24 protein-coding genes are annotated in these 23,895 nt (G+C 67.3%); 15 read left to right on the top strand and 9 right to left on the bottom strand.

Going from position 1 to position 23,895, the window contains the following annotated elements; genetic code table 11:
* Positions 1-47 precede the first annotated feature (47 nt).
* From fdxA to GV792_RS12115, 4 genes are all read left to right on the top strand, one after another.
* On the top strand, positions 48-371 hold the full coding sequence (gene fdxA / locus GV792_RS12130; protein ID WP_163824164.1) for a ferredoxin: 324 nt from the start codon (positions 48-50) through the stop codon (positions 369-371).
* Between the two features lie 35 nt (positions 372-406).
* Positions 407-1,504 carry a succinyldiaminopimelate transaminase gene (dapC, locus tag GV792_RS12125; protein ID WP_175582965.1) on the top strand — a complete coding sequence of 366 codons (1,098 nt, stop codon included), beginning with the start codon at positions 407-409 and terminating at the stop codon, positions 1,502-1,504.
* A gap of 72 nt (positions 1,505-1,576) precedes the next feature.
* Positions 1,577-3,217: an L-glutamate gamma-semialdehyde dehydrogenase gene (gene pruA, locus GV792_RS12120; RefSeq protein ID WP_163824163.1), complete on the top strand. Its 1,641-nt coding sequence runs from the start codon at positions 1,577-1,579 to the stop codon at positions 3,215-3,217.
* A 44-nt stretch (positions 3,218-3,261) separates the two neighbouring features.
* Entirely contained in the window at positions 3,262-4,164 is a 903-nt protein-coding gene (locus tag GV792_RS12115) for a proline dehydrogenase family protein (protein WP_256668415.1), read from the top strand.
* 10 nt (positions 4,165-4,174) lie between these two features.
* Here the strand turns inward: GV792_RS12115 and GV792_RS12110 are convergent, their stop codons facing one another.
* Positions 4,175-5,032: an oxygenase MpaB family protein gene (locus GV792_RS12110; RefSeq protein WP_163824161.1), complete on the bottom strand. Its 858-nt coding sequence runs from the start codon at positions 5,030-5,032 to the stop codon at positions 4,175-4,177.
* Positions 5,033-5,162: 130 nt separating this feature from the next.
* Here GV792_RS12110 and GV792_RS12105 point away from each other — a divergent pair, with 130 nt between their 5' ends.
* Entirely contained in the window at positions 5,163-5,789 is a 627-nt protein-coding gene (locus tag GV792_RS12105) for a TetR/AcrR family transcriptional regulator (RefSeq protein ID WP_163824160.1), read from the top strand.
* 10 nt (positions 5,790-5,799) lie between these two features.
* On the opposite strand, the gene GV792_RS12100 is transcribed toward GV792_RS12105, so the two are convergent.
* Entirely contained in the window at positions 5,800-6,648 is an 849-nt protein-coding gene (locus GV792_RS12100; RefSeq protein ID WP_163824159.1) for an oxygenase MpaB family protein, read from the bottom strand.
* 165 nt (positions 6,649-6,813) lie between these two features.
* Between GV792_RS12100 and GV792_RS12095 the strand changes: the two genes are divergently transcribed.
* Together GV792_RS12095 and GV792_RS12090 are read left to right on the top strand one after the other, a co-directional pair.
* Positions 6,814-8,238 (top strand): acyl-CoA synthetase, encoded by a 1,425-nt coding sequence (locus GV792_RS12095; RefSeq protein ID WP_163824158.1) that lies wholly within the window; start codon positions 6,814-6,816, stop codon positions 8,236-8,238.
* 15 nt (positions 8,239-8,253) lie between these two features.
* Positions 8,254-8,511, top strand: coding sequence for a type II toxin-antitoxin system RelE/ParE family toxin (locus tag GV792_RS12090; RefSeq protein ID WP_163824157.1), 258 nt, complete (start codon positions 8,254-8,256; stop codon positions 8,509-8,511).
* Positions 8,512-8,730: 219 nt separating this feature from the next.
* Here the strand turns inward: GV792_RS12090 and GV792_RS12085 are convergent, their stop codons facing one another.
* The 4 genes from GV792_RS12085 to dapD form a co-directional block, all read right to left on the bottom strand.
* Positions 8,731-9,963, bottom strand: a complete 1,233-nt coding sequence (locus tag GV792_RS12085) for a DUF7373 family lipoprotein (RefSeq protein ID WP_163824156.1) — start codon at positions 9,961-9,963, stop codon at positions 8,731-8,733.
* Positions 9,939-11,402 carry a serine/threonine-protein kinase gene (locus GV792_RS12080; protein WP_163824155.1) on the bottom strand — a complete coding sequence of 488 codons (1,464 nt, stop codon included), beginning with the start codon at positions 11,400-11,402 and terminating at the stop codon, positions 9,939-9,941. The genes GV792_RS12085 and GV792_RS12080 overlap by 25 nt, the downstream gene beginning before the upstream one ends.
* Positions 11,403-11,473: 71 nt before the next feature.
* Positions 11,474-11,692 carry a DUF4352 domain-containing protein gene (locus tag GV792_RS29250; protein ID WP_163824154.1) on the bottom strand — a complete coding sequence of 73 codons (219 nt, stop codon included), beginning with the start codon at positions 11,690-11,692 and terminating at the stop codon, positions 11,474-11,476.
* Positions 11,693-11,791: 99 nt separating this feature from the next.
* On the bottom strand, positions 11,792-12,739 hold the full coding sequence (gene dapD / locus GV792_RS12070; protein ID WP_163824153.1) for a 2,3,4,5-tetrahydropyridine-2,6-dicarboxylate N-succinyltransferase: 948 nt from the start codon (positions 12,737-12,739) through the stop codon (positions 11,792-11,794).
* 115 nt (positions 12,740-12,854) lie between these two features.
* Between dapD and dapE the strand changes: the two genes are divergently transcribed.
* The 8 genes from dapE to GV792_RS12030 all read left to right on the top strand — a co-directional run bounded on the left by dapE (position 12,855) and on the right by GV792_RS12030 (position 21,968).
* Positions 12,855-13,952: a succinyl-diaminopimelate desuccinylase gene (gene dapE / locus GV792_RS12065; protein ID WP_163824152.1), complete on the top strand. Its 1,098-nt coding sequence runs from the start codon at positions 12,855-12,857 to the stop codon at positions 13,950-13,952.
* Between the two features lie 167 nt (positions 13,953-14,119).
* The gene (locus GV792_RS12060; RefSeq protein ID WP_163824151.1) at positions 14,120-14,926 is read left to right on the top strand and encodes an LOG family protein; all 807 of its coding nucleotides are present in this window, start codon (positions 14,120-14,122) and stop codon (positions 14,924-14,926) included.
* On the top strand, positions 14,920-15,540 hold the full coding sequence (locus GV792_RS12055; RefSeq protein ID WP_163824150.1) for an LOG family protein: 621 nt from the start codon (positions 14,920-14,922) through the stop codon (positions 15,538-15,540). Before GV792_RS12060 ends, GV792_RS12055 begins: the two co-directional genes overlap by 7 nt.
* 4 nt (positions 15,541-15,544) lie before the next feature.
* Positions 15,545-17,314: a long-chain-acyl-CoA synthetase gene (locus GV792_RS12050; RefSeq protein ID WP_309139101.1), complete on the top strand. Its 1,770-nt coding sequence runs from the start codon at positions 15,545-15,547 to the stop codon at positions 17,312-17,314.
* 838 nt (positions 17,315-18,152) lie between these two features.
* Entirely contained in the window at positions 18,153-19,712 is a 1,560-nt protein-coding gene (locus GV792_RS12045; protein WP_163824148.1) for a hypothetical protein, read from the top strand.
* Complete coding sequence (locus GV792_RS12040) at positions 19,709-20,116, top strand: hypothetical protein (protein ID WP_163824147.1); 408 nt, start codon at positions 19,709-19,711, stop codon at positions 20,114-20,116. The genes GV792_RS12045 and GV792_RS12040 overlap by 4 nt, the downstream gene beginning before the upstream one ends.
* 35 nt (positions 20,117-20,151) lie before the next feature.
* Entirely contained in the window at positions 20,152-21,033 is an 882-nt protein-coding gene (gene folP / locus GV792_RS12035) for a dihydropteroate synthase (protein WP_163824146.1), read from the top strand.
* Positions 21,030-21,968 carry a glucosyl-3-phosphoglycerate synthase gene (locus tag GV792_RS12030; RefSeq protein ID WP_163824145.1) on the top strand — a complete coding sequence of 313 codons (939 nt, stop codon included), beginning with the start codon at positions 21,030-21,032 and terminating at the stop codon, positions 21,966-21,968. Before folP ends, GV792_RS12030 begins: the two co-directional genes overlap by 4 nt.
* 61 nt (positions 21,969-22,029) lie before the next feature.
* On the opposite strand, the gene GV792_RS12025 is transcribed toward GV792_RS12030, so the two are convergent.
* The 3 genes from GV792_RS12025 to tatB all read right to left on the bottom strand — a co-directional run bounded on the left by GV792_RS12025 (position 22,030) and on the right by tatB (position 23,883).
* Complete coding sequence (locus GV792_RS12025) at positions 22,030-22,395, bottom strand: hypothetical protein (RefSeq protein WP_163824144.1); 366 nt, start codon at positions 22,393-22,395, stop codon at positions 22,030-22,032.
* A gap of 158 nt (positions 22,396-22,553) precedes the next feature.
* Positions 22,554-23,414 (bottom strand): hypothetical protein, encoded by an 861-nt coding sequence (locus GV792_RS12020; protein WP_163824143.1) that lies wholly within the window; start codon positions 23,412-23,414, stop codon positions 22,554-22,556.
* Between the two features lie 52 nt (positions 23,415-23,466).
* Positions 23,467-23,883, bottom strand: a complete 417-nt coding sequence (gene tatB, locus GV792_RS12015) for a Sec-independent protein translocase protein TatB (RefSeq protein ID WP_163824142.1) — start codon at positions 23,881-23,883, stop codon at positions 23,467-23,469.
* Between the last annotated feature and the right edge of the window lie 12 nt (positions 23,884-23,895).

The raw sequence follows: 23,895 nt of genomic DNA, 5'->3' as shown, positions 1-23,895 counted from the left end.
TGCCGGGCGCAGTACCCCCGAGGTGAGGACAGACTAGGAGAACGGCAGTGCCGTACATCATCGCTGAACCGTGCGTTGACGTGAAGGACAAGGCGTGCATCGAGGAATGCCCCGTGGATTGCATCTACGAGGGTGGCCGCATGCTGTACATCCAACCCGACGAGTGCGTGGACTGTGGTGCGTGTGAGCCGGTATGCCCGGTCGAGGCGATCTTCTATGAGGACGACACCCCGGATCAGTGGAGCGGCTACATCAACGCCAACGTCGACTTCTTCGATGAGCTGGGTTCGCCCGGCGGTGCGACGAAGGTCGGCAAGGTCGACTTCGACCCGCCGTTCATCAAGGAACTGCCGCCCATGGCGTCTGAGTGAGCGCAGGGTTGTCGAATACCGGTAATGCGGCGCGCGTGCGGGTCAGCTCGCTGCTGCCGGACTTTCCGTGGGACACCATCGCCGGCGCGAAGGCCAAGGCCGCGGCGCATCCCGGTGGGATCGTCGATTTGTCGGTCGGTACGCCGGTCGATCCGGTCGACCCGCTGATCCGCGCCGCGCTGAACTCGGTCGCTGAGGTCCCCGGTTACCCGACCACGCACGGCACAACCGCACTGCGTGAAGCGGCGGTCGATGCGCTGCGGCGCCGGTACGGGATCACCGGGATAAACCAAGCCGCGGTACTGCCGGTCATCGGTACGAAAGAACTGATCGCCGGGCTGCCCCGGTTGCTCGGGCTCGGTGCCGCCGATCTGGTGGTCATCCCGGAGGTCGCCTACCCCACCTACGAGGTGGGCGCGCTGCTCGCGGGCACCAGGATCGCGCGCGCCGACGGGCTGACCCAGCTGGGTCCGCAGTCGCCTGCGCTGATCTATCTCAACTCGCCGTCGAACCCGACCGGCAAGGTGCTCGGTGTCGACCATCTGCGCAAGGTGGTCGCGTTCGCCCGCGAACGCGGGGCGATCGTCGCCTCCGACGAGTGCTATCTGGGTTTGAGCTGGGAAGGCCGGGCCGTATCGGTGCTCGACCCCGAGGTGTGCGACGGTGACCACACCGGTCTGCTCGCCGTGCATTCGCTGTCGAAGACGTCGAACTTGGCCAGCTACCGGGCGGGCTTCGTCACCGGCGATCCGGAACTTGTCGCCGAACTGCTCGAGGTGCGTAAGCACTCCGGCATGATGGTGCCGTTCCCGATCCAGGCGGCGATGACCGCTGCGCTCGGTGACGACGCGCACGAGAACCAGCAGCGCGAGCGTTACCGCGCCCGCCGCGACATCCTGCGTACCGCGCTGCTGGCCGCCGGATTCCGGATCGACCATTCCGAGGCGGGCCTGTACCTGTGGTCCACTCGCGGTGAGCCCTGCCGCACCACCCTCGACTGGCTAGCCGAGCGCGGCATCCTCGCCGCTCCCGGCGATTTCTACGGGCCCGCCGGTGCCGAGCACGTGCGGATCGCGTTGACGGCCACCGACGAGCGGATCGGCGAAGCAGCGGCCCGGCTCGCCGGTTCCTAGCTCCACCCGCCGCCCGAAACGCAGGTGGGCGTGGTTTCTGCGCTGTGCTGCGCGCCGGAGTTAGCCTTGGTTATGGACGCTGTCACGGTTGTCCCCGCCCCTGAAAACGAACCGGTGCACACCTACGCGCCGGGCAGTCCCGAGCGGGAGCGGCTGGCGAGCAAGCTGGCCGAGATCTCCGCAGAGACAGTCGAGATACCGCTGGTCATCGGTGGTAAACACCGGCCAGGGATCGGCGCCGGGCACGAGATCGTCGCACCCCACCGGCATCGGCAGGTCTTGGGCACCTACACCGATATCACCCACGCCGAGGCCGGCGATGCCATCGACGCCGCCATCGCCGCCGCGCCCGGCTGGCGCGCACTGCCCTTCGACGAACGCGCAGCGGTCCTGCTGCGTGCGGCCGACCTGCTGTCGGGTCCGTGGCGGGAGACGGTGGCCGCGGCGACCATGCTCGGCCAGTCGAAATCGGTGCAGCAGGCCGAGATCGACGCCCCCTGCGAGCTGATCGACTTCTGGCGATTCAACGTCGCCTTCGCACGCGAGATCCTCGAACAGCAGCCGCGCTCGAGCGCGGGTGTCTGGAATCGGATGGACTACCGGCCGCTAGAGGGCTTCGTCTACGCGATCACCCCGTTCAACTTCACCGCCATCGCGGGCAACCTGCCGACCGCGCCCGCGCTCATGGGCAACACGGTGGTGTGGAAGCCCTCGCCCACCCAGACCCTGGCCGCGTACTACACGATGCGGTTGCTGGAGGCGGCCGGACTGCCACCCGGTGTGATCAATATGGTCACCGGTGACGGCGTGGAGTTGTCGGAGGTGGCGCTGGCCGATCCGCGGCTGGCGGGTATCCACTTCACCGGCTCCACCAAGACCTTCCAATTCCTGTGGCGCCAGGTCGGCGCGAATATCGGTAACTACCACGGCTATCCGCGGCTGGTGGGGGAGACCGGCGGTAAGGATTTCATCGTCGCGCACGCTTCCGCCGAGCCCGCTGCGCTGACCACCGCGTTGGTGCGCGGTGCCTACGAGTATCAGGGCCAGAAGTGTTCGGCGGCCTCCCGCGCGTACGTCCCGCGGTCGCTGTGGCGGGAGATGGGCGACGACTTCTTTGGCCTGACCGAAAAACTCAGCTACGGCGATATCGCGGATCTGTCCAACTTCGGTGGTGCGGTGATCGACCGGCGCGCCTACGACAAGAGTGTCGCCGCCATCGAACGCGCCAGGTCGGCGGGGCTGAGCATTCCGGTCGGCGGCAGCTACGACGACAGCGAAGGCTGGTTCATCCGGCCGACGGTGCTGCTGTCCGACGATCCGCGCGACGAGGCCTTCACCACCGAATATTTCGGACCGATCCTGTCGGTGCACATCTACGACGACGCCGAGCCGGGCGCCTACGCCACGGTGCTGTCGGAGGTGGAATCGGCGGCGCCGTACGCGTTGACCGGTGCGGTGTTCGCCCGGGACCGGCATGCGATCGAGCAGGCATCGGCCGCGCTGCGGTTCGCGGCGGGCAACTTCTACGTCAACGACAAGCCGACCGGTGCGGTCGTCGGGCAGCAGCCGTTCGGCGGTGCGCGATCTTCCGGCACCGACGACAAGGCCGGTTCGCCGTTGAACCTGCTGCGCTGGGTGGCCCCGCGCGTGCTCAAGGAGACCTTCGTACCGCCGGTCGAACACCGGTACCCGCATATGGGGTCGCAGGCGTGAACCCGCTGCGGCCCGCCATTCTCGCCGCGGCCGGGTCGCCGCGGATGAAACGTCTGGTCACCGGCACGCCGGTGACCGCAGATATCGTGCGGCGATTCGTGGCGGGGGAGACAAGGGCGGATCTGATTCCGGTGGCCAGGACGCTGCTGGCGAGTGGACGAGCCATCAGCGTCGATTACCTCGGCGAGAACACCACCGACCGTGCGCAGGCCGATGCGGCGGTGGCGGAATACCTATCGCTGCTCAATGATCTGTCGGCGCTGGATGTTTCGCTCGGGGCGGCGGGCGCGGCGCCACTCGAGGTGTCGGTGAAGCTTTCGGCCCTCGGTCAAGCGCTGCCCGACGACGGTCCTGGCATCGCCGCCGAGAACCTGCGGACCCTGTGCACCAAGGCGGTGCAGGCGGGTATCTGGGTGACCGTGGACGCCGAGGACCACACCACCACCGACGCAACCCTCGCCACAGTCGCCGAGCTCAGAGACGAATTCCCGTGGCTGGGCACGGTATTGCAGGCCTATCTGCGGCGCACCGAAGCCGACTGCCGTGACTTCGCAGGCCCCGGCTCCCGGATCCGGTTGTGCAAGGGCGCCTACCGGGAACCGGAAGAAGTGGCCTATCAGCACCGCGGCGAGGTCGACGCCTCCTACCGGCGTTGCCTGGAAGTGCTGATGCGTGGTGAGGGCTATCCGATGGTCGCCTCACACGATCCGGAAATGATCGCCGCCGCCGATTGGTTGCTCGCCGACACCGGCCGCGGCGCGGGCGATGTCGAATACCAGATGCTCTACGGCATCCGGGACGACGAACAGGACCGCATCGCCGTCGCCGGAAACACCATGCGGGTGTATGTGCCCTACGGCAACCAGTGGTACGGCTACCTCATGCGCCGACTCGCCGAACGCCCGGCGAACCTGGGGTTCTTCCTGCGAGCGCTCGCCGGCCGATGACCGAACCGGCTTACACCAGCGGAAGCCCCTTACGCATCCGCCTGCGCAGATCCCACAGGTAGAAGTTGAGTGGAAACATCCTCGCGCGCTCGGGCAAGCGGGTGACGACCGTGCCGATGAGTCGCATCAGCCGGTCGAACCAGCGCTGATCGCGCGCCGACCATCGCATGCCCATCTCGCGGCGCAGATGCCACGGCAGCACACCGGTGACGACGAACCGCTGGAATCGCGCGAACAGCACCTGCACGATCCGCGGCATCATCTTCAGGTCGATCAGATCGTTGAAGTAGTCGCGGATCACCGGATCGATCCGGGTGGCGGCCAGGTTCGTTTCCCAGTACTCGTCGAAGGCCGTGCGGTCGGCAGGCCACATCTCTTGGCGCATCTGCAAGGTGGCGCCGAGCCGGACGCTGTGCTGGTAGAAAGCGTCGGCGGTGGCGTCGTCGATGCCGCCGCGCAGCTTGTCGAGCATATCGGCGAAACCGTAGTACAGGCAGGCCGCGACCCACAGCTGTAGCGTCGGGTCGAAGGCGTTGTACTTCACCGGGCTGGACGGCTTGGACCGGATGGTGCGATGCGAGCTGTTGACGGCGTCGCGATAGGCGGCGCGTTCGGCCTCGCTGCCCATCATCGCCACGGCGAGATAGGTGAGGGTGGTGCGCAGCCGCTTGAGCGGATGGACCATCACCTTGCCGCTGTCGACATCGCTCTCCAGTACCCCGTAGGCCACCGGCCGCAGACCCAGCTGCATGATGACGTTGGCAGTGCCGCCCAGGAAGGCGGAGACGCCGTCGATGTAGTCCTCGACGACGAAGTCCGCCGGGGGCGCGGGGACGGGTCCGCCGGGGGCGGGCGCGACAGCGGTCATCGTTGACCTCATTTCGGTGAGAAGGTTACGCGGAAACTTTCTCATTTGCTCACAACGTGTGTCAATCGAGAATGAAATTGTGCGATGCTTGGTGTGTCATTGTTTCGCCGAATCCGACGGAGGTGCCGAGATGGCGGCGCTGGCCGATCTGCTCCCGCTGGTACGCACCCAGCGCAAGGATCAGGATCAAACCGTGCTGTCCGCGGCGCTGCTCGCGTTCCTGGACTTCGGGATCAAACGCACCAGCATGGGCGAGGTGGCCCGGCGTGGCGGACTCTCGCTGGCCACGCTCTATCGGCGCTTCGCGGGCAAGACCGACCTGATCCAGGCCGTCGGCTTACAGCAGACACGTGAGTTCATCGACGGTGTCGACGCGGCCGTGCAACGGCAGATCGAGCGGGATGCCGGTGCCGAGGATCAGATCGTGGAACTGTTCGTGGCCTTCCTCGACGGACTGCGCGGCAACAAGCTGCTCGATCGGCTTTTGCAGACCGAACCGGAGATCGTGCTGCCGTACCTGACGGTCAAGGGTGCGCCGGTCATCGACCTGGGTCGCGATTACGTTGCCGAGTTCATCACCCGATTGCAGCGAGAGGGCAAATTGCCCGACTATGACCCGCTACCGCTGGCGGAGATGATCGCAAGGACCGCGCTGTCGCTGGCGTTGACGCCGCAGACGGTGATCCCGCTCGATGACGACGCGGCGGCGCGGGAATTCGCACGCGATCACGTGGTGGTGTCGTTCCGGATCCCGTGATCGGCGACCGCTAGACCAGACGCATGCCGAGGCGTCGGCGTATCCGCAGATCTGTCAGAAAAACGTTGACCGGGAAGGTCTTCACGGCTACCGGCAGGCGTGCTTCGACCGCGCCGACGGCACGCATCAGGCGATCCAGCCTGCGTTCGTCCTGCTCGCTCCAGTCCATCCCCATCTGCTCGCGCAGGTGCGGCGGCAGGAGGCCGGCCGTCACGAACCGGTGGAAACGGCGCAGTGGAACCCGTACCGGCGGCGGGAACATCCTCAGGTCGACGATGTCGTCGAGCATGTCACGCACGGGGGGATCGATCGAGGTGGTCGCCAGGTTCTCGGACCAGAACCGGTCGAACGCGGCTTGATCGGCGGGCCACAGTTGTCGCGGCATCTGCAAGGTGGTGCCGAGGCGGGCGGCGTGATGGTAGAAGGCATCGGCGGTGGCGTCGTCCATCGGGCCGTGCAGGCGATCGTGTATATCTCGTCCGCCCCAGTACAGGCAGGCTGCCACCCAGAGCTGTAGTCGCGGATCGAAGGCGTTGTATTGCACGGGGCTGGACCGGGTCGAATGCACCGGGCGATGCGAGTGGTTGAGGGCATCGCGATAGACCTTGCGTTCCTCGTCGCTGCCGAGCACGGCTACCGCCAGATAGGTGAGCGTGGTGCGGGTGCGTTTGATCGGATGCAGCAAGATTTTGCCGCTGTCCACCGGGCTTTCCAGAACGCCGTAGCCGACGGCCGGGTGGCTCAGCTGCATGATGACGTTGGCGGCGGCGCCGAATAACGCGGCGGATCCGTCGATATGCCGTCGGATATCGAACTCGTCGGTGCGTGACCGGGTGGCCGCGCGAGAAGTGCTGGTCATCGTCGACCCCATCTCGCCGTTGAGAAGGTTATGCAACTACTTTCTCACCGCGTCATCGCGGGTGTCAACGGTGCGCGACCGATCGGCGGCGCTCCCGGTGCCCTGTGTGGTGACGCTCCGCTGCCTCCTCCTGGCCCGTCGCCCGCGTCGCGGTAGCGTGGGCGGATGTCGTACGGTCCGCCGCTGCTGCTGCGCTCATTGGATCCACTCGCCGTCGCCGCGGGTGCTGATATCCCCGATGCCGTCACCATCGACGGTGTGACGCTGTCGCGCAGTGATCTGCTCGGTGCTGCCACATCGGTGGCCGAACGAATCGCCCGCGCCGATCGAGTGGCGGTGCTGGCGAAGCCGACCGCCACCACCGTGCTCGCGGTCGTGGGCTGCCTGATCGCCGGTGTGACAGTAGTGCCCGTCCCGCCGGACGCCGGATCGGCCGAATCCGCCCATATCCTGGCCGATTCCGGTGCGCAGGCCTGGCTGGGTGAGGCGCCGGCGGGTAGCGACCTCCCGGTTGTCCCGGTCCGGATGCACGCCCGGTCGTGGCACACCTATCCCGAACCCAGCGCGGAAACAACGGCATTCGTGCTCTACACCTCGGGCACCACCGGGCTGCCGAAGGGCGTGGTGCTCAGTCGCGGCGCCATCGCCGCCGGGCTGGATGCGCTCGCCGACGCGTGGTCGTGGACCGCGGCCGACGTTCTGGTGCACGGGCTTCCGCTGTTCCACGTGCACGGGCTGATCCTCGGCGTGCTCGGCGCACTGCGGGTTGGCAGCCCGCTGATCCACACCGGCAAGCCGACGCCCGAGGCCTACGCCGCCGCCAACGGCACGCTGTATTTCGGGGTGCCGACGGTGTGGTCGCGTATCGCCGACGACCCCGACGCCGCCAAACAATTGGCCGACGCGCGGCTGCTCGTCTCCGGCAGTGCGCCGCTGCCCGTCCCGGTCTTCGAGCGCCTCGCCGAACTGACCGGCCACGCACCGGTCGAGCGCTACGGCATGAGCGAAACCATGATCACCCTGTCCACCCGCGCCGACGGCGAACGCCGCCCCGGCTGGGTCGGCACACCCGTGCGCGGGGTGGAAACCCGCCTGCGCGACGAATCCGGCGCACCCGTCCCACGCGACGGCGACAGCATCGGCGGACTCCAGGTTCGTGGGCCCATGCTCTTCGACGGGTACCTCAACCGGCCCGAGGCAACGGCCGAATGCTGGACCGACGATGGCTGGTTCCGCACCGGTGACGTCGCGGTCATCGACGCCGACGGCTTCCACCGCATCGTCGGCCGTGAATCGGTCGACCTCATCAAATCCGGCGGTTTCCGTATCGGCGCAGGCGAAGTGGAAACCACCCTTCTCGGCCACCCCGCCATCGCCGAAGCAGCCGTCGTCGGCCTGCCCGACCCCGACCTCGGCCAACGCATCGTCGCGTTCGTGGTGGTCCGGGCCGAGGCTCGGACCACCGGGCCGGAGCTGATCGAGCATGTGGCGAAAGAGCTATCAGCCCACAAGCGTCCGCGGGAGGTGCGGATCGTCGAATCGCTGCCCAGAAACGCCATGGGCAAGGTGCAGAAGAAGCGCCTCTCCTGAGTTGCGCGGGCCGCCTTGCATTACCGGGCCAGGGCGGGACGGCCGCTCGTCGACAGGATCAAGGGCAGTAACTACCACAACATGAGGGAGTTGAGACCGCCGTCGTCAGCGGCAAGTGAGGTCCGGATGCTATTCGCATTCGACCCGGCCCGACAAGCCATCGTGCTGGTGGCGGGCGACAAGTCCGGCAATTGGCAAGGCTGGTACCGCGAGGCGATTCATTTGGCCGACAAGCGGTTTGCTGAGCATCTGGCAGCAATGGAGGAACGATGAGCTCGGAATTCGTAAAATGGTCCGACGCGAAGGCGAAGGCACGTGCTCTGGATTCACGGACGGACGAGGATCGTGCCGCCGGGCAGGCGCGGGCGCGGGACCGGCGGGAGTATCGACACGATCCGTGCCTATGTTTCCGGACTCGGCGGGACGGTCGATGTCGTCGTCACGCTCGGTGATCGGAGCTGGAGGGTCGCGTAAGCAGGGGGTATGCCCCACCTATTGCGTGTTGACCCGCAGGGCGTATTGGGCAGCTGCTTGTTGGCTGGTGTCGGTGGGGTCGTCGCCGGTGACGAAGGCGGCGTAGCGGCGGTAGGTGACGTAGCAGCGGGATGTCGCGGGTGTGTCGGCGGTGGCGGAGCGTTCGACGCAGCGGGCGTCGGGGACGTCGGCCGGTGGGTCGACCGAATGGGTGTGTGAGCCCTGACTGTCGGACCAGGCGGTGCCGAAGGCAGTGGCCGCCGCGTTGTCCCGGAAACGGAGGACGGTGGTGGTGCCGAACTGGGCGACCGCGTCGACGCCGCCACTGTCCCAGGCCTCGCGCATGCCGGGTTCGTCGGTGGGCTGGAAATGGATGACGGCGCGTCCGCTCCAGGCGGCGTAATCGCGGGAGGAGATCGGCACCCGCTGGTCACGCGGGCCGGGGGTCAGCGCGCGGCGCAGCATGCCGTCCGGGTCGCGGGGCAGCTCGTCGAACTCCTCAGGTGGGGTGGGTTCGAAGTCATCCAGCAGGGGCAGCTGTGCGTCGAATACCTCGCGCAGCCGGGTCGTCATCGTGTCCAGGTCCGGCGTCGGATGCTGTAGGAACACGCTGATGACTATCTCGTCTTGGGCCAGCAGTGCGCTGACGGTCTTGATCCCCGGCCGCCAATGTGCGTGTGCCTGTGCGTATCCCGGCACGTCGACCGGTCGATTGTCCGGACTGACCGCGAAGTCGGTGCTCTCCAGCTCACGCGCGGCCGTGCTTGCGCGGGCGGCATCGGGAAACCGCATGAGGACGATCCGGGTGACTTTCGCATCGGTGTCGGTCGGGCGGACATCGGTGGGGAACGGCTCACTGCCCTCGGCGATATCGAAAGCCACCAGGAAACCGTGCCGCTCGAGCGTCGGCAGGTTGACATTGGAGATGGACGAGGCATCGGCGGCCTTCTTGGGGCTGTCGATCACATCGGTGCCCCAGTTGTGCACGAGGTCGTCGTCGAGCTCATGCGGTACCGCGATCGCGCCCGCCATCCGCAGGCCCTCCAGGATCGGGCCATCGCTCGCCACATGCACGTCGTCGACGTCGAGCGGTTCGATCGGATAGTCACCGACATCGAGGATGCGCACGTCGATTTCGGCGGCAACGGGTGTGCCCGTCACGGTCGAGCAGGCAGGGACCATGACGAGTGCACCGACAGCGAGCACTGCCGCGAGCCGGAAACGGGTCAGAACGGCGCGCTGCGTACCCATTCGTCGATCACCTCCTGGTGTGTGTGGTCTTTCCAGAAGACCTGAAAGGTGACGCCGGCGCGGGGCCCCTCCGCGAACCGGACCAGCACCCACGGACCCGTCGAACCATTGAACTTTCGCACGACCAGCGGTTGCCCGTAGCGAGAACGGATTTCCTCGGTCGCTCCGGCGGGCAGGGTAGCGATATAGGAATCGACGGTTGCCGCGTCGTCGTGGGTGAGGACCTGCAATTCGAGTTTGTTCGCATCCAGGCAGTTGAAACCATAGGTCCACACCGCATTCGGGTTCTTGGTGGCGAAACTGCATTGCAGTTCACGGAAGCCGGTGCTGTCGGGGCTCGACGGCAACAGATCGGGGAACAGGGCGACGGTGTCGCGGCCGGCCGCCCATGGGTCCGGCGCCGCCGCGGTGGTGTTCGTCGACGGAAAGCCGACCGTTGGTGGGGCGGCGGTCGTCGTCGGTGGGGCCTGCGGGGTGTCGTCGGACCGAGCCAGGACAACGGCCGTGCCCGTCACCGCGGCTGCCACCGCAACGATCCCCGCGGCCGCGACCGGCCACCAGGCCCGGCGCCGTGGCGGCGCCACCGGTGGTGCCGCGGGCGGTTCGGTGAACGCCCGACGTGCGGCGTCGACCATCTCCGCGCAGCTGCCGAAGCGCTGCTTCGGGTCCTTGCCGAGAGCACGCGCGAAAACATCGTCGAGCGCGGGCGGCAGGTCGGGCCGCACCGCACTGATCCGCGGCACCGCCTGCATCAGGTGTGCGCTGATCAACGCCGCCGCGCTTTCCGTCGGATACGGCGCCTGCCCGGCGATCAGGTGAAACAGCGTGCAGCCCAGTGAATACTGGTCCGAGCGTGGATCCAGCGGCTTGCCCGCCAACTGCTCCGGGGAGGCATAGCGCAGCGTTGCCAGCAGGGTGCCGGTCTGGGTCAACGACGTGGACTCATCGCGAGCCTTGGCAATACCGAAGTCGGTGAGCAGCACTCGTTCCTGGCTGTTCGGTTCGCTGCGGATCAGGATGTTGGCGGGCTTCACATCCCGGTGCAGCATGCCCGCGTGGTGCGCGTAATCGAGGGCATCGGCGGTGGCCGCCGCCACGTACAGCGCGCGCAACGGCGGCATCTGCCCATTGCGCATGGCCGTCTCGGCATCGGTGCCCTCGACGTACTGCATGCTGATCCACAGCTGCGACCCTTCCCGGCCGCGATCATGGATCGTGACGATATTCGGATGGTCGAGCCGCCCCGCGAGCTCCGCCTCCCGCTCGAACCGCCCACGGAACACCGGATCCTCGGCATACGAGGAGTGCAGCAACTTCAACGCCACCAGCCGAGGCAGCCGCGGATGCCGAGCCGCGTACACACTCCCCATGCCACCCACCCCCAACACCCGCTCGATCCGATACCCGGCGAAGTCGGCACCGGGCCGGAGTGCGTGCATGTGGGCACGGTAACCCACCCGACCTGGGTGTTCAATCGGTTGGTAGCCCTGGAGCCGGCAACGGTAGGAACTTACCTCGAGGCGACCTTGACACCCCCGGAAAACATGGAGTCGTGGAACTCGATCGCGGCAGGGACAGTGCCCGGTGGGACGTCGAAAACGATCTCTACTGAAATGGTGAATCCAGGGTTGAGGTCGGACTCCCACGTTGCCGTATCGAGTTCGCATGCCGCGGACGAGTCATTGGCGAACTCACGCCCTTGGTCATAAGACCGGCCATATGTCCACACGCGTCGCGAAGTGCATCCACGGCATTGCCGTCTCGATGCCTGCGCAAGCCGTGGCGGCCCGGCGGCGTAGCGTGCCGCCGGGCCGGATGGGGACGTGCCTCAGTCGTTGGCGTGCAGGTCAGCGTTCAGTTCGATGCCGGTGCCCTTGCGGTGGACGACCTCGACGGCACCGGTGAGGGAGTTGCGGCGGAACAGCAGGTTGTTCTGGCCGCTGAGCTGGGCGGCCTTGACGGTGGTTCCGTCGGGGGTGGTGACCTTGGTGCCTGCGGTGAGATAGAGGCCCGCTTCGAGGACGCAGTCGTCGCCGAGGGGGATGCCGAGGCCGGCGTTGGCGCCGAGCAGGGACCGTTCGCCGATGGAGATGACGGTGGTGCCGCCACCGGAGAGGGTGCCCATGGTAGAGGCGCCGCCGCCGATATCGGATCCGTCGCCGACGACGACGCCCGCCGAGATCCGGCCTTCGACCATGGAAGCGCCGAGGGTGCCCGCGTTGAAGTTGACGAAGCCCTCGTGCATGACGGTGGTGCCCGAGGCCAGGTGCGCGCCGAGGCGGACGCGGTCGGCGTCACCGATGCGGACTCCGGAGGGCACCACGTAGTCGACCATGCGGGGGAATTTGTCGATGCTGTAGACGGTCACCGGGCCGCGGGCGCGCAGCTTGGCGCGGGTGGTTTCGAAACCCTCCACCGCTGCCGGGCCGTGGTTGGTCCACACGACATTGCTGAGCAGCCCGAACTGGCCGTCCAGGCTCACCTCGTGTGGGCGGACGAGCCGGTGCGAGAGCAGATGCAACCGCAGATAGACGTCGTGGGCGTCCACCGGCGCTGCGGACAGGTCGGCGATCGTGGTCTGCACCGCGATCACCTCGACACCGCGCGCCTCGTCGGGACCGACCAGCGCGGCGAACTCCGCGGGAGCCTCGTCGAGCCGCTTGGTCGCGGTCTCGGCGAACTCACCCAGCTGGGGGTTCGGGAACCAGGTGTCGAGGACGGTGCCGTCCGCGGTCACATTGGCGATACCGACTGCAGTTGCTCCCTGAATGCTCACGTCAGCAGAGCCTACCGACCGGTGGGGGTCCATGGTGCAGCCACGTCACCGGCTGCCGCGCAGATCACGGCGTTGCCGCCGACCAGGTCGAGCCGCCGCTGACTACGCTGAGCCGGTGACCCTCGATCTGCGCGCCGACCCGATTGCCCTCACCGCCGCCCTCGTCGACATCCCGAGCGTGTCCAGGGACGAGCTGGCCGTCACCGATGCGGTGGAGTCCGCACTGCGGGCGCAGACCACCGGGTTCGAGATCGTGCGTGATGGCAACGTGGTGCTGGCCCGCACCGATCGCGGGCTGCCCACCCGGGTGGTGCTGGCCGGGCATCTGGATACCGTGCCGATCGCCGATAACGTCCCCAGCCGGATGGACACCGACAACGGCGAGCCGGTGATGTACGGCTGCGGCACCGTCGATATGAAATCCGGTGACGCGGTGTTCCTGCACCTGGCCGCCACCATCGCCGAGCCCGCCCACGATCTGACCCTGATCTTCTACGACTGCGAGGAGATCGCCGCCGAATTCAACGGCCTGGCTCGGATCGAACGCGAACGACCGGAATGGCTGGACGGCGATCTGGCGATTCTCGGCGAACCATCCGGCGGGTGGATCGAGGCGGGCTGCCAAGGAACGCTGCGGGTGCGGCTCAGCACTGCCGGGACCAGGGCGCATTCGGCGCGAGCCTGGCTGGGTGACAACGCCATTCACCGGTTGGCGCCGGTCTTGCAGCGGCTGTCGGAGTATCGGGCACGTGAGGTCGATATCGACGGTTGCGTCTATCGGGAGGGGCTGTCCGCGGTCCGCGTCGCCGGTGGGGTGGCGGGCAATGTGGTGCCCGACGCCGCCGAGGTCGACGTCAACTTCCGCTTCGCCCCTGACCGTAGCGTCGCCCAAGCCGCCGACCACGTCCGCGAGGTGTTCGCCGGTCTAGACCTCGACTTCCAGGTCACAGACGCAGCCCCCGGCGCCCTGCCCGGCCTCACCGCTCCCGCCGCCAAGGACTTGATCACCACGGTGCACGCGCACGGCGCGGCCGGGGTGCGCGCCAAGTACGGCTGGACCGACGTTTCCCGTTTCGCCGCTCGCGGCGTGCCAGCAGTGAACTTCGGGCCCGGCGACCCGAATCTGGCGCACAAACGCGATGAGCGGGTACCGCTGGCTCAGATCACGCAGGTCACCGGGATGTTGCGGAGCTATCTCACGGGCGCGGCGTGAAAGCCTGCCGCCGCTGGAGAGCCACCGGCGGCTGACGGAAGCGCAACATCGGCTGGTCAAGCCCCATTTTCGAGCGAAGCGAGACCGAGCATCGAGTTCGCGGCCCGTGAGACACGAAGGGGCCGCGAACACGCGGCGCCGCCGGTGTCGCAATAGACTCCGCGTCCATGTCCACCGACGCCGCCGAGCCAGTCAACAGCAAGCCGAAGTCGACAGCCAGATTCCGCGGGCCGATCATGTTCCGCCGGGATCGCAAACCCGGCACCGGCACCGCTGACCGGAATCTGCTGGATCGCCGCGGTGACAGCGACTGGGTGCATACCGACCCGTGGCGAGTGCTGCGGATCCAGGCCGAATTCGTGGAGGGATTCGGCGCGCTGGCGGAGGTGCCGCGCGCGGTCACGGTGTTCGGTTCGGCCCGGACGCCGGTCGACCATCCCGAGTACGAGGCCGCCCGCGCCATCGGCTCCGCGCTGGCGCACGCCGGATTCGCGGTGATCACCGGTGGCGGACCGGGCGCCATGGAGGCCGCCAATCGCGGTGCCTGCGAGGCGGGCGGCTATTCGATCGGGCTCGGTATCGAGCTGCCGTTCGAACAGGGCCTCAACGAATGGGTCGATCTCGGCATCAATTTCCGGTACTTCTTCGTCCGAAAGACCATGTTCGTCAAGTACTCGCAGGCCTTCATCTGCCTACCAGGCGGTTTCGGCACCATGGACGAACTGTTCGAGGCGCTGACCCTGGTGCAGACCCGCAAGATCACCCGGTTCCCGATCATCTTGTTCGGCACCAGGTTCTGGGGTGGTCTGGTGGACTGGATCCGCGATTCGCTGCTTGCGTCGGGCAAGATCTCGCCTGGTGATGTGGAATTGCTGCACGTCACCGACAGCGTCGAGGACGTGGTGCGCATTCTGGAGCAGGCCACCGCCGAACGCGAGAACCTGGAAACCATGGGGACGGAGGACAAATGGTGAGCGAGGCCAAGCCTGCATTCGCAGTCTGCGTCTACTGTTCGGCCAGCATTCTCGATCAGGCACAGCTGGCTTTGGCGGCCCGGGTGGGGACCGAGATCGCCCGGCGCGGCTGGCAATTGGTGTCCGGCGGCGGTCACGTTTCGATGATGGGTGCGGTGGCGACCGCGGCGCGCGCCGGTGGGGCGAACACCATCGGTGTCATCCCCAAACACCTGGTGCACCGCGAAGTGGCCGACGTCGACGCCGACGAACTCGTCGTCACCGACACCATGCGGGAACGTAAACAGGTGATGGAGGACCGCGCCGACGCGTTCCTCACGCTGCCGGGCGGCATCGGCACGCTCGAGGAGTTCTTCGAGGCGTGGACCGGTGCGTATCTGGGTGTGCACGACAAACCGGTTGTCGTCCTGGACCCGGACGGGCACTACGGCGGGCTGTTCGCCTGGGTGGACGAGCTACACACACGCGGTTTCGTGCCGCAGACCGCGCTGGACCGTGTCACGGTGGTCGCCGATATTCCATCGGCTTTCGCGGCGCTCGCCGGTCGTTCACCGGAGACCGCGGCGCCGGTCGAACATGCTGCGGCACAGCAGAAATCGATCGAGGAGCGCTGAGCACGTGAGTAACGACGCCCACGCGACGGTCAGCGTTTTCGACCTGGTCAAGAGCCTTCCCGGTATGGCGGTGGACGCACCGGGCATGGTGCGCAATGTGCGCGGCATGCTGGTGCGTCCCGGCGACAAGGCCTCGGTGGGACTGTTCTTCCAACGTGCGGCGCACAAACATCCGCAGCGGCCGTTCCTGCGGTTCGAGGGCACCGAATACCGCTACGGTGAGGTCAATTCCCTGGTCAACCGCTACGCGAGCGTGCTCGCCGCGCACGGCGTCCGTCGCGGTCACGTGGTCGGCGTGTTGATGACCAACCGGCCGGAAACCTTGTTCACAGTGCTGGCCACCGTGAAGCTCGGCGCCACCGTCGGTCTGCTCAACCACCATCAGCGCGACCAGGTGCTCGCGCACAGTTTCGGGCTGCTCGGCAGTGTGGTGAACGTGGTCGGCGAGGAGTGCAAGGAGGCGCTGGATTCGCTGGCCGAGGCGCCGGAGCACGTGTTGTATGCCAAGGATCTGCAGGCCGAGGCCGAGCACGGCGATCCGGCTGATCCGCCGGTGTGCGCCAAGGTGACCGCGCGCGAGCGGGCGTTCCTGATCTTCACCTCCGGCACCACCGGACTGCCAAAGGCCAGCGTCATGACGCACCTGCGCTGGACCAAGAGCATGTCCGGACTCGGCGGGCTCGGTATCCGGTTGCACGGCAACGACACCATGTACTGCTGTCTGCCGCTGTATCACAACAACGCACTCACCGTCGCGCTGTCGTCGGTGCTGGCCGCCGGCGCGACGTTCGCGCTGGGGCGGCAGTTCTCGGCGTCCCGGTTCTGGGACGAGGTGATCCGGGAACGGGCGACCGCGTTCATCTACATCGGGGAACTGTGCCGGTATCTGCTCAATCAGCCGGCCAAGCCGGTCGACCGGCAGCATCGGGTCCGGCTGGCCGTCGGTAACGGTCTGCGGCCGGAACTGTGGGACGAGTTCAAGCGCCGGTTCGGTATCGGCAGGATCGTGGAGTTCTACGGCGCCAGCGAAGCCAATATCGCCTTCGTCAATGCGTTCGGTGTCGACCGCACGGCCGGCTTCGGGCCGCTGCCCTATGCCATCGTCGAATACGACGACGACACCGGTAAAGCCAAGCGTGGCCCGGACGGCCGGTTGCGCCGGGTGGGTTCGGGCGGCGTCGGTCTGCTGCTGGCGAAGGTCACCGGGCGTGCACCGTTCGACGGTTACACCGACAAGGCCGCCTCCGAGGCCAAACTCGTGCGCGACGGTTTCCGGCCGGGCGATGTCTGGTTCGACACCGGCGATCTGGTGCGCGACCAGGGCTGGAACCATATCGCCTTCGTCGACCGGCTCGGCGACACCTTCCGCTGGAAGGGCGAGAACGTGGCCACCACCGAGGTCGAGGCGGCGCTGTCGGCGTCGGAGGCGATCTCGCAGGCGGTGGTGTTCGGTGTGGACATCCCGGGGACCGACGGCAAGGCCGGGATGGCGGCGGTGACATTGCGCCCCGGCGCCGAATTCGACGGCCAGGCCCTGGCGCGGCTGGTCTACCGGCAGCTACCGGGCTATGCGGTGCCGCTGTTCATCCGGGTGGTCGACGAACTCGAGACCACCTCGACGTTCAAGAGCCGCAAGGTCGAACTGCGTACCCAGGCCTACGCACCCGACGACGACACCGCGCTGTACGTGCTGGCCGGTCGCTCTGCGGGCTACCTCCACGCATACGACGATTACGCCACGGAGGTCGCGGCCGGTAGATCCCCGCGAGGCTGACCTCGATCGGTCGGTCCTTGGCAGCGGGGGAGTCGCGGCTTCTGACGCGACTGTTCCCAGTCGTGGTGCTAAGAAACGGCTTGACCCTGTGCGTGACAACGGGATTCGATAAACCCGGCGAATTCGGCTGTCGGAGCGGAGGACTGATGGCGACTGGGACCGGCAGGTCGAAATACGGCGACGGGCCGGGGCACTCGAGCGCACGCGAGGCGGGGGGTAATTCTTCCCCCGGTGTGGATGGCGGCGGACCCGGTGTGGATGGCGGCGACAAGGGCTCCGGGCAGCCCGGCGGGTCCTCCAACCGGTTCGGTCCGCTGGTGCCGGGCTTCCGGCTCGAACCCGGGAGTGCCAACGGTAGTACCAGCGGGCTATGGGTCGGCGACGACGGGCTGATAGCGCCTACGGTTGCGGTTGGCAACGTACGGGACAACCTAGAGGATGTGGGCCGTACTCTTGCCGGCGCGCTCCCCGACGCCATGTGGGCCGCCGTGACCTTGCCATTCGGCTCGACGGGCATCTTTGGTGACCAAGCGGTCGAATCCGCGTGGTCGGCGTTCCATCGGGCCTGGACTCGCGAGACGGGTGTGACGACTGCGGCGGTCGCGCAAGTGGCGAAACTGCTACCGGATTCGGAGAGCAAGCAGCGCGACACGGACCGGGACGGTGCACGCGAAACACGTCGGGCTGCGCCCGATGCACCTCATACGCCGCCCGGAGCGCTGCGCGGGTCGGACCGGCAGGAACCGAGGCAGCCAGGCCCTAGCCGGCCGCTGGAACCGCCCGGCAGCCGGGCAGCGTTGCCGTAACGGGAGGGTGAGGTATGAGCACAACATCCGCATTGCAGGAGGCGTTGGCAGCGATCGATATGCTCAGCCCCGGCTATCGGGGTTTGCTGCGGGCAAAGCTCCCGGAGGCAATCGCGGTGGCTTTGCGGCCGCCGGCGCCCGACGGCTCTCCGACGAAGATCTCGAAGCGGGCGGACGGATATGTGAAGTCCGGGAAACTGTGTGATGAGTCCGCTTTCGATCTGTCGCGCGTCGCGACGCGTTCGTTGCCGTCAGTGTGGCGGGGCGATGCCGCGGAGACCGCGGCTCAGGTCGTCCGGGCGCTCTCCGCGCAATCAGAGGCCGCGAAAATCGCTTTCGGAGGTGCGGGTGCCGCGCTGACCGATTTCAGTGAGAAGTTGACGTTGGTACAGCGGACCGATACGCGTGGTGTTGCGCTGTTGCGCCAGGCGGCGAAGGCCATACGGGAGAACGGGGCCGATGCCGAGGTCCGAGCATTGCAGATGGCGGCCGACGGCTGCCATCAGCGACTCAAGGCGGCCCAGATTCGCGATGGCGCGGCTGAGGACGCAGCGAGTGCCCTGAAGGAATGCGCCGCGCTGGCGCGGGCCGGCCGGGTCAAAGCCCCCGGTATCAGTCCCGCGTCCTCGGTTGTGCTCGCCTATACGGGGGACTTTGGGTTCACCGCCGATCCACTCGGTGATTTGCTCACCCCGATCGCGCTGGAGCGCGGGTCGCAACTGCTCAACAAGCTATCGGCGTCCGATCGTGCGGCATTCGACAAGATGCTCGCTGATGCGCATACCCCGCAGGAGGCCGCATATCTGTGGAACGCGTTGGCAGCCGGACACTCTTTTGCCGACGTCCAGGCGTTCGGCCGGCTGATTCATCCGCACGGCAAGGATCTGAAGTGGATGTACGACCACTTGGATCCCCACATCAACTCGCGGAACACAGGGACAGGTCGGGGGCATGAACGCGAACTGACCTACCGAACGCGGTACTTCACGCGGACCTACGATGGCAAAGGGTTCGGGTTCGAACGTATCTATCAGCAGAACAAGAACAATTGTGTCTCCGCATCTACTCTGGTCGCGCGGGCGGCCAACGATCCGGTGTTCATGCTGGGCTTGACCACTGGTGAGGGCCCTGGAGCAGTCGGGGGCGCCACGCCAGGTGATGACAGTCAGGGTGCACTCCGCAACCGGCTGACGACGATCTATGACGCCACCGACGCCAAGCATCCCGGTGGAAAAAACGGCTCGGAGCTGTTCACGAATCAGCTCGGTCCGGCTGCCGGAAGCGGGTATCACAACAATCAGGGCGTCGATACACCTGCGGAACGGCGCGAGTATCTACCTGCGATCGAATCCGCAGTGAACGAGGGCAAACCGGTTCCCATCACGGTCGTCAAGAGCGATAAAGACGACCCGGGAGCCCACGAAGTGATCATTCTGGCCGCGCGAGACGACAAGCTGGAGGTCTACAACCCGTGGGGTTACACCCGATGGGTGACCAAGCAACAATTCATCGATGGAGAGATGGGCCGGGTAACGGGCGCGGCGCCGAATCGCGGCCATGACGACCCCACTTCGGTGGCGCTGCCACAATGACCGACCCGATCATTCAGCGCGATAGCGCATTACGCCGAGTCGACATCGCCGCCGCGATTGCCACGGGGATGTCGAAACCGGGGCCTGCCCGAGTGGCACTCTTCGGGGACGGAGTGGTCGCCGCGGCATTGGCCGCCGAAGATCTCACAACGGACGCCTACTCACTGGAGTTCCTGGCAGATTGCGTGCGTTCGCTCGGAGTGAATGCCGCGCTGGAACTACCCGAACCGCTGATCGGCGTGGAACGGACCGAGCTCGTGCGCGGGTGGATGTCGGCGGCTTGCGCGGAATCCGGCATCGATGTCGCTCGCGACGAACTGTTCGCTCGATGGCTGGAGGCGGTGGCGCTTGTGCTGTCCGCGCGAGCACGAGCGGCTGGGACGGACTCCGGCGTCCACAGCTGAGAGCGGCCGATACACGAGTCGGTACAGTCGGAGCCATGTTCCGCCCCGACGCGCCGTCGCCGACCCTGTGCGGACGCCCGGTGGCGACGGATCGGGCGCTGGTCATGGCGATTGTGAACCGCACCCCGGATTCGTTCTACGACCGAGGCGCCACCTTCAGCGATGCCGCTGCCATGGACGCCGTCGCCCGCGCGGTCGATGAGGGCGCCGACCTGGTCGATATCGGCGGAGTGAAGGCCGGACCCGGTGAGGTGGTCGATGCCGTCGAGGAGACCCGCCGGGTCGTCCCGTTCGTGGCCGCCATCCGCGCGGCGTACCCGGATCTGCTGATCAGTGTCGATACCTGGCGCGCCGAGGTGGCGCGGACGGCCGTCGGCGAGGGCTCGGACTTGATCAACGACACCTGGGCCGGGGCCGACCCGGACCTCGTCGCCGTCGCCGCCGAACTCGGCGCGGGCATCGTGTGCAGTCACACCGGTGGCGCGATTCCACGCACCCGCCCGCATCGGGTCCGCTATACCGATGTGGTCACCGAGGTCACCGATACGGTGGTGCGGGCGGCGGAAGCGGCGCTGGACGCAGGGGTGCGGCGCGACTCGATCCTCATCGACCCGACCCATGATTTCGGCAAGAACACCTACCACGGGCTCGAACTGTTGCGCGGAGTCGACGTTCTCGTAAAAACCGGATGGCCGGTCTTGATGGCGCTCAGCAATAAGGATTTCATCGGAGAGACGTTGGGTGTCGGTCTCACCGAGCGGCTGGAGGGCACATTGGCAGCAACGGCATGGTCGGCGGCGGCGGGCGCTCGCGTCTTCCGCGTCCACGAAGTCGCCGCGACCCGGCGAGTGGTGGACATGATCGCCGCGATACAGGGTATCCGGCCCCCCGCACGAACCCTGCGAGGACTGGTATGAGCATCCAACACCGTGAGCCCGGCTGGGCGATGACCAATACCTGGGACACCCCGGCCTGGCCGGTGGACGAACTGATCGCCGCCAAGGCAGGCCGCACCGTCTCGGTGGTGCTGCCCGCGCTGAACGAGGAACACACCGTCGCCGACGTGGTGGCCAGTATCCGGCCGCTGCTCGGCAGCCTGGTCGACGAACTGGTCGTGCTCGATTCGGGGTCCACCGACGCCACCGCCGAACGTGCCCGTGCCGCCGGTGCCCGCGTGGTTAGCCGGGAGCAGGCCGTCCCCGAGCTCGACCCGGTGCCGGGCAAGGGCGAGGTGCTGTGGCGTTCGCTGGCAGTGACCAGCGGCGACCTGGTGGCCTTCGTCGATTCCGATCTGATCGACCCCGATCCGGCGTTCGTGCCGAAACTGCTCGGGCCGCTGCTGACCGTCGACGATCTGCACCTGGTCAAGGCCTACTACCGCAGGCCGCTGCGGCAGGGCGGTGCGGTTGACGCGCACGGCGGCGGCCGCGTCACCGAGCTGGTCGCCCGCCCGCTACTGGCGGCGCTGCGCCCGGACCTGTCCGAGGTTCTGCAACCGCTCGGCGGCGAATACGCGGGCACCAGAGAACTGCTGACCTCGGTCCCGTTCGCCCCCGGCTACGGTGTGGAGATCGGCCTGCTGCTCGACACCTACGACCGGCTCGGCCTTGACGCGATCGGCCAGGTCAACCTGGGCGTGCGCACCCACCGCAACCGCCCGCTGGCCGACCTGGGTGTGATGAGCCGCCAGATCCTCGGCACCGTGCTCGGACGCAGCGGCGTCCGCGATTCCGGAGCGGCCCTGACGCAGTTCCCGCTGATCGGCGACGCCTTCACCGCGCACAGCACCGAGGTGTGCCTGACCGATCGGCCGCCGATGAACACGGTGCGTCCGGAGAGCGTCGCGGCCTGAGCTTCGCACCGGCGAAGCTCAGGCGCGGCAGTGGGACTCTCGGGCGTACGGCTGAGGTTGCTCAGCTCGCCTCGGGGTTACCCTCGCGCGCATCGGTCGTGGTAGGCGAGTGTGGCTCGGCCGAGGATTCCGGCGTCAGCTCGGCCGTCGGCTTGGAGTCGGCGACGAGCGGCTCGGCCTCGTCGGTGGCCGGATCGGTCTCGCCAGCAGTCGGCTGTGCCTCGTCGCCAGGTCGACCGGCCTCGTCCGTGGCCAACTCCGCCTCGTTGGCCGCGTCCTCGCCGTCGGGCTCGGTCTCATCGGCGAGTCTGGCCTGTAGCTCGGCCACGGTAACGTGCGCTCGGCGATGATCGGCGGGCTTGCGGATAAAAACGGCGACGGTCACCAGCAATCCGATTGCGATCAAGGCCGCCGCAAGGATCGTCATCACATTCACCTGTGCCTCCGCGTCATGTGATTGCCGGCACCCGAGGCTGTGCAACGACCACGCCCTCAGGTAGTTACTTCTCGGCTATCTAAGCATGGGGGAGGGACGCCGGAACCGGAGGGTGATGCGGCGACCAGGCCTTCTCGGGAAAGCGGCCGTCAGCGGCGCTGGCGCAGCGTCACAGGTCTGGCGTCGACCGCCTCATGGCGATACACCGGGGTGAGCAGCTCGGCCTCGATGGGCTCGCCGGTGCTGCGCTCGAACCGCACCGCGATCAGCACCGAGAACCGGCGACTGCCCGCGCGCTCGTGCAGACCGGCCAGGCGGGTGGCCAGCAGGCGGACCGCGCCGAGCGAACCCGGCGGATGCAGGCCGTCGATCACCAGAATCGAACCGTGGCCGTCGGGGCGCGGCAGCCGGGCGAGGTAGGCGATGTCGTGCGGTTCGGGTCCGGCGGGCCGGAACACCCGCCGGGCCGCGCGGTCCTCGATACCTCGCCGGCCGTCACCGGCTCTGGCCACTGTGCGCCGCAGCCGCGGATCGGCGGCGATGAGCTGACGCAAGCTGGGGGATAGTTCCGGGCCGCCGAGCACGATCAGCCCGTCGCGGTGCAGGTCGATCGGATGGCCGGGCAGGAAATGCTCGACTGTCACCGAGAACCCCAGTTCGCGCAGCAGCTCGGCCAGACGTGGGGCGGCCGCGGGATCGGGCGCCCCGACCAGCCGCCCCGTGCGGACCCGAGGGGTGAGCACGGTGAGCGCACCGTGTCCGAAGAACAGTCCCTCCGGTGCCGGGCCCTGCGTACTCACCTGATGGATGCGCGCCCGGGAAAGACCAGCTGCCGCACCGATTCTGGCGAACGTCCAGCCCTCGGCATGTAACTCACGAATCACCGCACGACGAATCCGCGTGAGTTCGTTGATGGTCTGCTGCGCCGCCGCGACACCGTCAGTGGCTGCCTTGAGGCGCTCGACCTTGTCCTCGATCGCGAACACCCGCGCCACGTCATCGGCCGACATGTGCGAAGTGTAGACAGCGTAAGCCGGACGGGTGTCTAGTTCGCTTGACAGATCAGGTGGCGTCGCTGTCGATCGGCGGACGTTCGTTGCGCTCCAACGGTTTCTCCAGCTTCGGCGCTGGGTATCCAGGCATGCCACTATTGGTGCCGTAGAGGTCCTGCTTATCCGGCATGGCCTTGTCGATGTCCTTGAACAGCGAATCATCGCCGTTGAGAAGGTGTTTGGTGACCATGGACTTCGGGGTCATTCCGCGCAGCTCGTTCAGATCGGCGAGTGGCTTACGCAGGTCCTCGAATTCGGGGCCCAGCTCCTGCTTCAATTGCGCGCTCGCGCCACTGGCGTAATCGCGCACCTGACGAAGGCTACGGGTGGTCCAGCGCACGGCACCGGGCAGGCGCTCCGGGCCGAGGATGACGAGGGCGGCGACGAGCAGGATCACCATCTCGCTCCACCCGATGTTGCTGAACACCAGACCAGGCTA

The organism is Nocardia cyriacigeorgica (assembly GCF_010868145.1).
Lineage (GTDB): Bacteria > Actinomycetota > Actinomycetes > Mycobacteriales > Mycobacteriaceae > Nocardia > Nocardia cyriacigeorgica_D.
The sequence above is the reverse complement of the archived record's forward strand: the minus strand, read 5'-3'. Positions and strand labels throughout refer to the sequence as shown.

Excerpts from the sequence above, each read along its gene's own strand:
- GV792_RS12025 (WP_163824144.1), bottom strand. The coding sequence starts at position 22,395 with ATGACGATCCTTGCGGCGGCCTTGATCGCAATCGGATTGCTGGTGACC.
- GV792_RS12055 (WP_163824150.1), top strand. The coding sequence starts at position 14,920 with ATGGTGAGCGAGGCCAAGCCTGCATTCGCAGTCTGCGTCTACTGTTCG.
- GV792_RS12115 (WP_256668415.1), top strand. The coding sequence starts at position 3,262 with ATGAAACGTCTGGTCACCGGCACGCCGGTGACCGCAGATATCGTGCGG.
- GV792_RS12080 (WP_163824155.1), bottom strand. The coding sequence starts at position 11,402 with ATGCACGCACTCCGGCCCGGTGCCGACTTCGCCGGGTATCGGATCGAG.
- GV792_RS12085 (WP_163824156.1), bottom strand. The coding sequence starts at position 9,963 with ATGGGTACGCAGCGCGCCGTTCTGACCCGTTTCCGGCTCGCGGCAGTG.
- pruA (WP_163824163.1), top strand. The coding sequence starts at position 1,577 with ATGGACGCTGTCACGGTTGTCCCCGCCCCTGAAAACGAACCGGTGCAC.
- GV792_RS12030 (WP_163824145.1), top strand. The coding sequence starts at position 21,030 with ATGAGCATCCAACACCGTGAGCCCGGCTGGGCGATGACCAATACCTGG.
- GV792_RS12040 (WP_163824147.1), top strand. The coding sequence starts at position 19,709 with ATGACCGACCCGATCATTCAGCGCGATAGCGCATTACGCCGAGTCGAC.
- GV792_RS12105 (WP_163824160.1), top strand. The coding sequence starts at position 5,163 with ATGGCGGCGCTGGCCGATCTGCTCCCGCTGGTACGCACCCAGCGCAAG.
- GV792_RS12095 (WP_163824158.1), top strand. The coding sequence starts at position 6,814 with ATGTCGTACGGTCCGCCGCTGCTGCTGCGCTCATTGGATCCACTCGCC.
- GV792_RS12100 (WP_163824159.1), bottom strand. The coding sequence starts at position 6,648 with ATGACCAGCACTTCTCGCGCGGCCACCCGGTCACGCACCGACGAGTTC.
- GV792_RS12110 (WP_163824161.1), bottom strand. The coding sequence starts at position 5,032 with ATGACCGCTGTCGCGCCCGCCCCCGGCGGACCCGTCCCCGCGCCCCCG.
- GV792_RS12060 (WP_163824151.1), top strand. The coding sequence starts at position 14,120 with ATGTCCACCGACGCCGCCGAGCCAGTCAACAGCAAGCCGAAGTCGACA.
- folP (WP_163824146.1), top strand. The coding sequence starts at position 20,152 with ATGTTCCGCCCCGACGCGCCGTCGCCGACCCTGTGCGGACGCCCGGTG.
- GV792_RS12020 (WP_163824143.1), bottom strand. The coding sequence starts at position 23,414 with ATGTCGGCCGATGACGTGGCGCGGGTGTTCGCGATCGAGGACAAGGTC.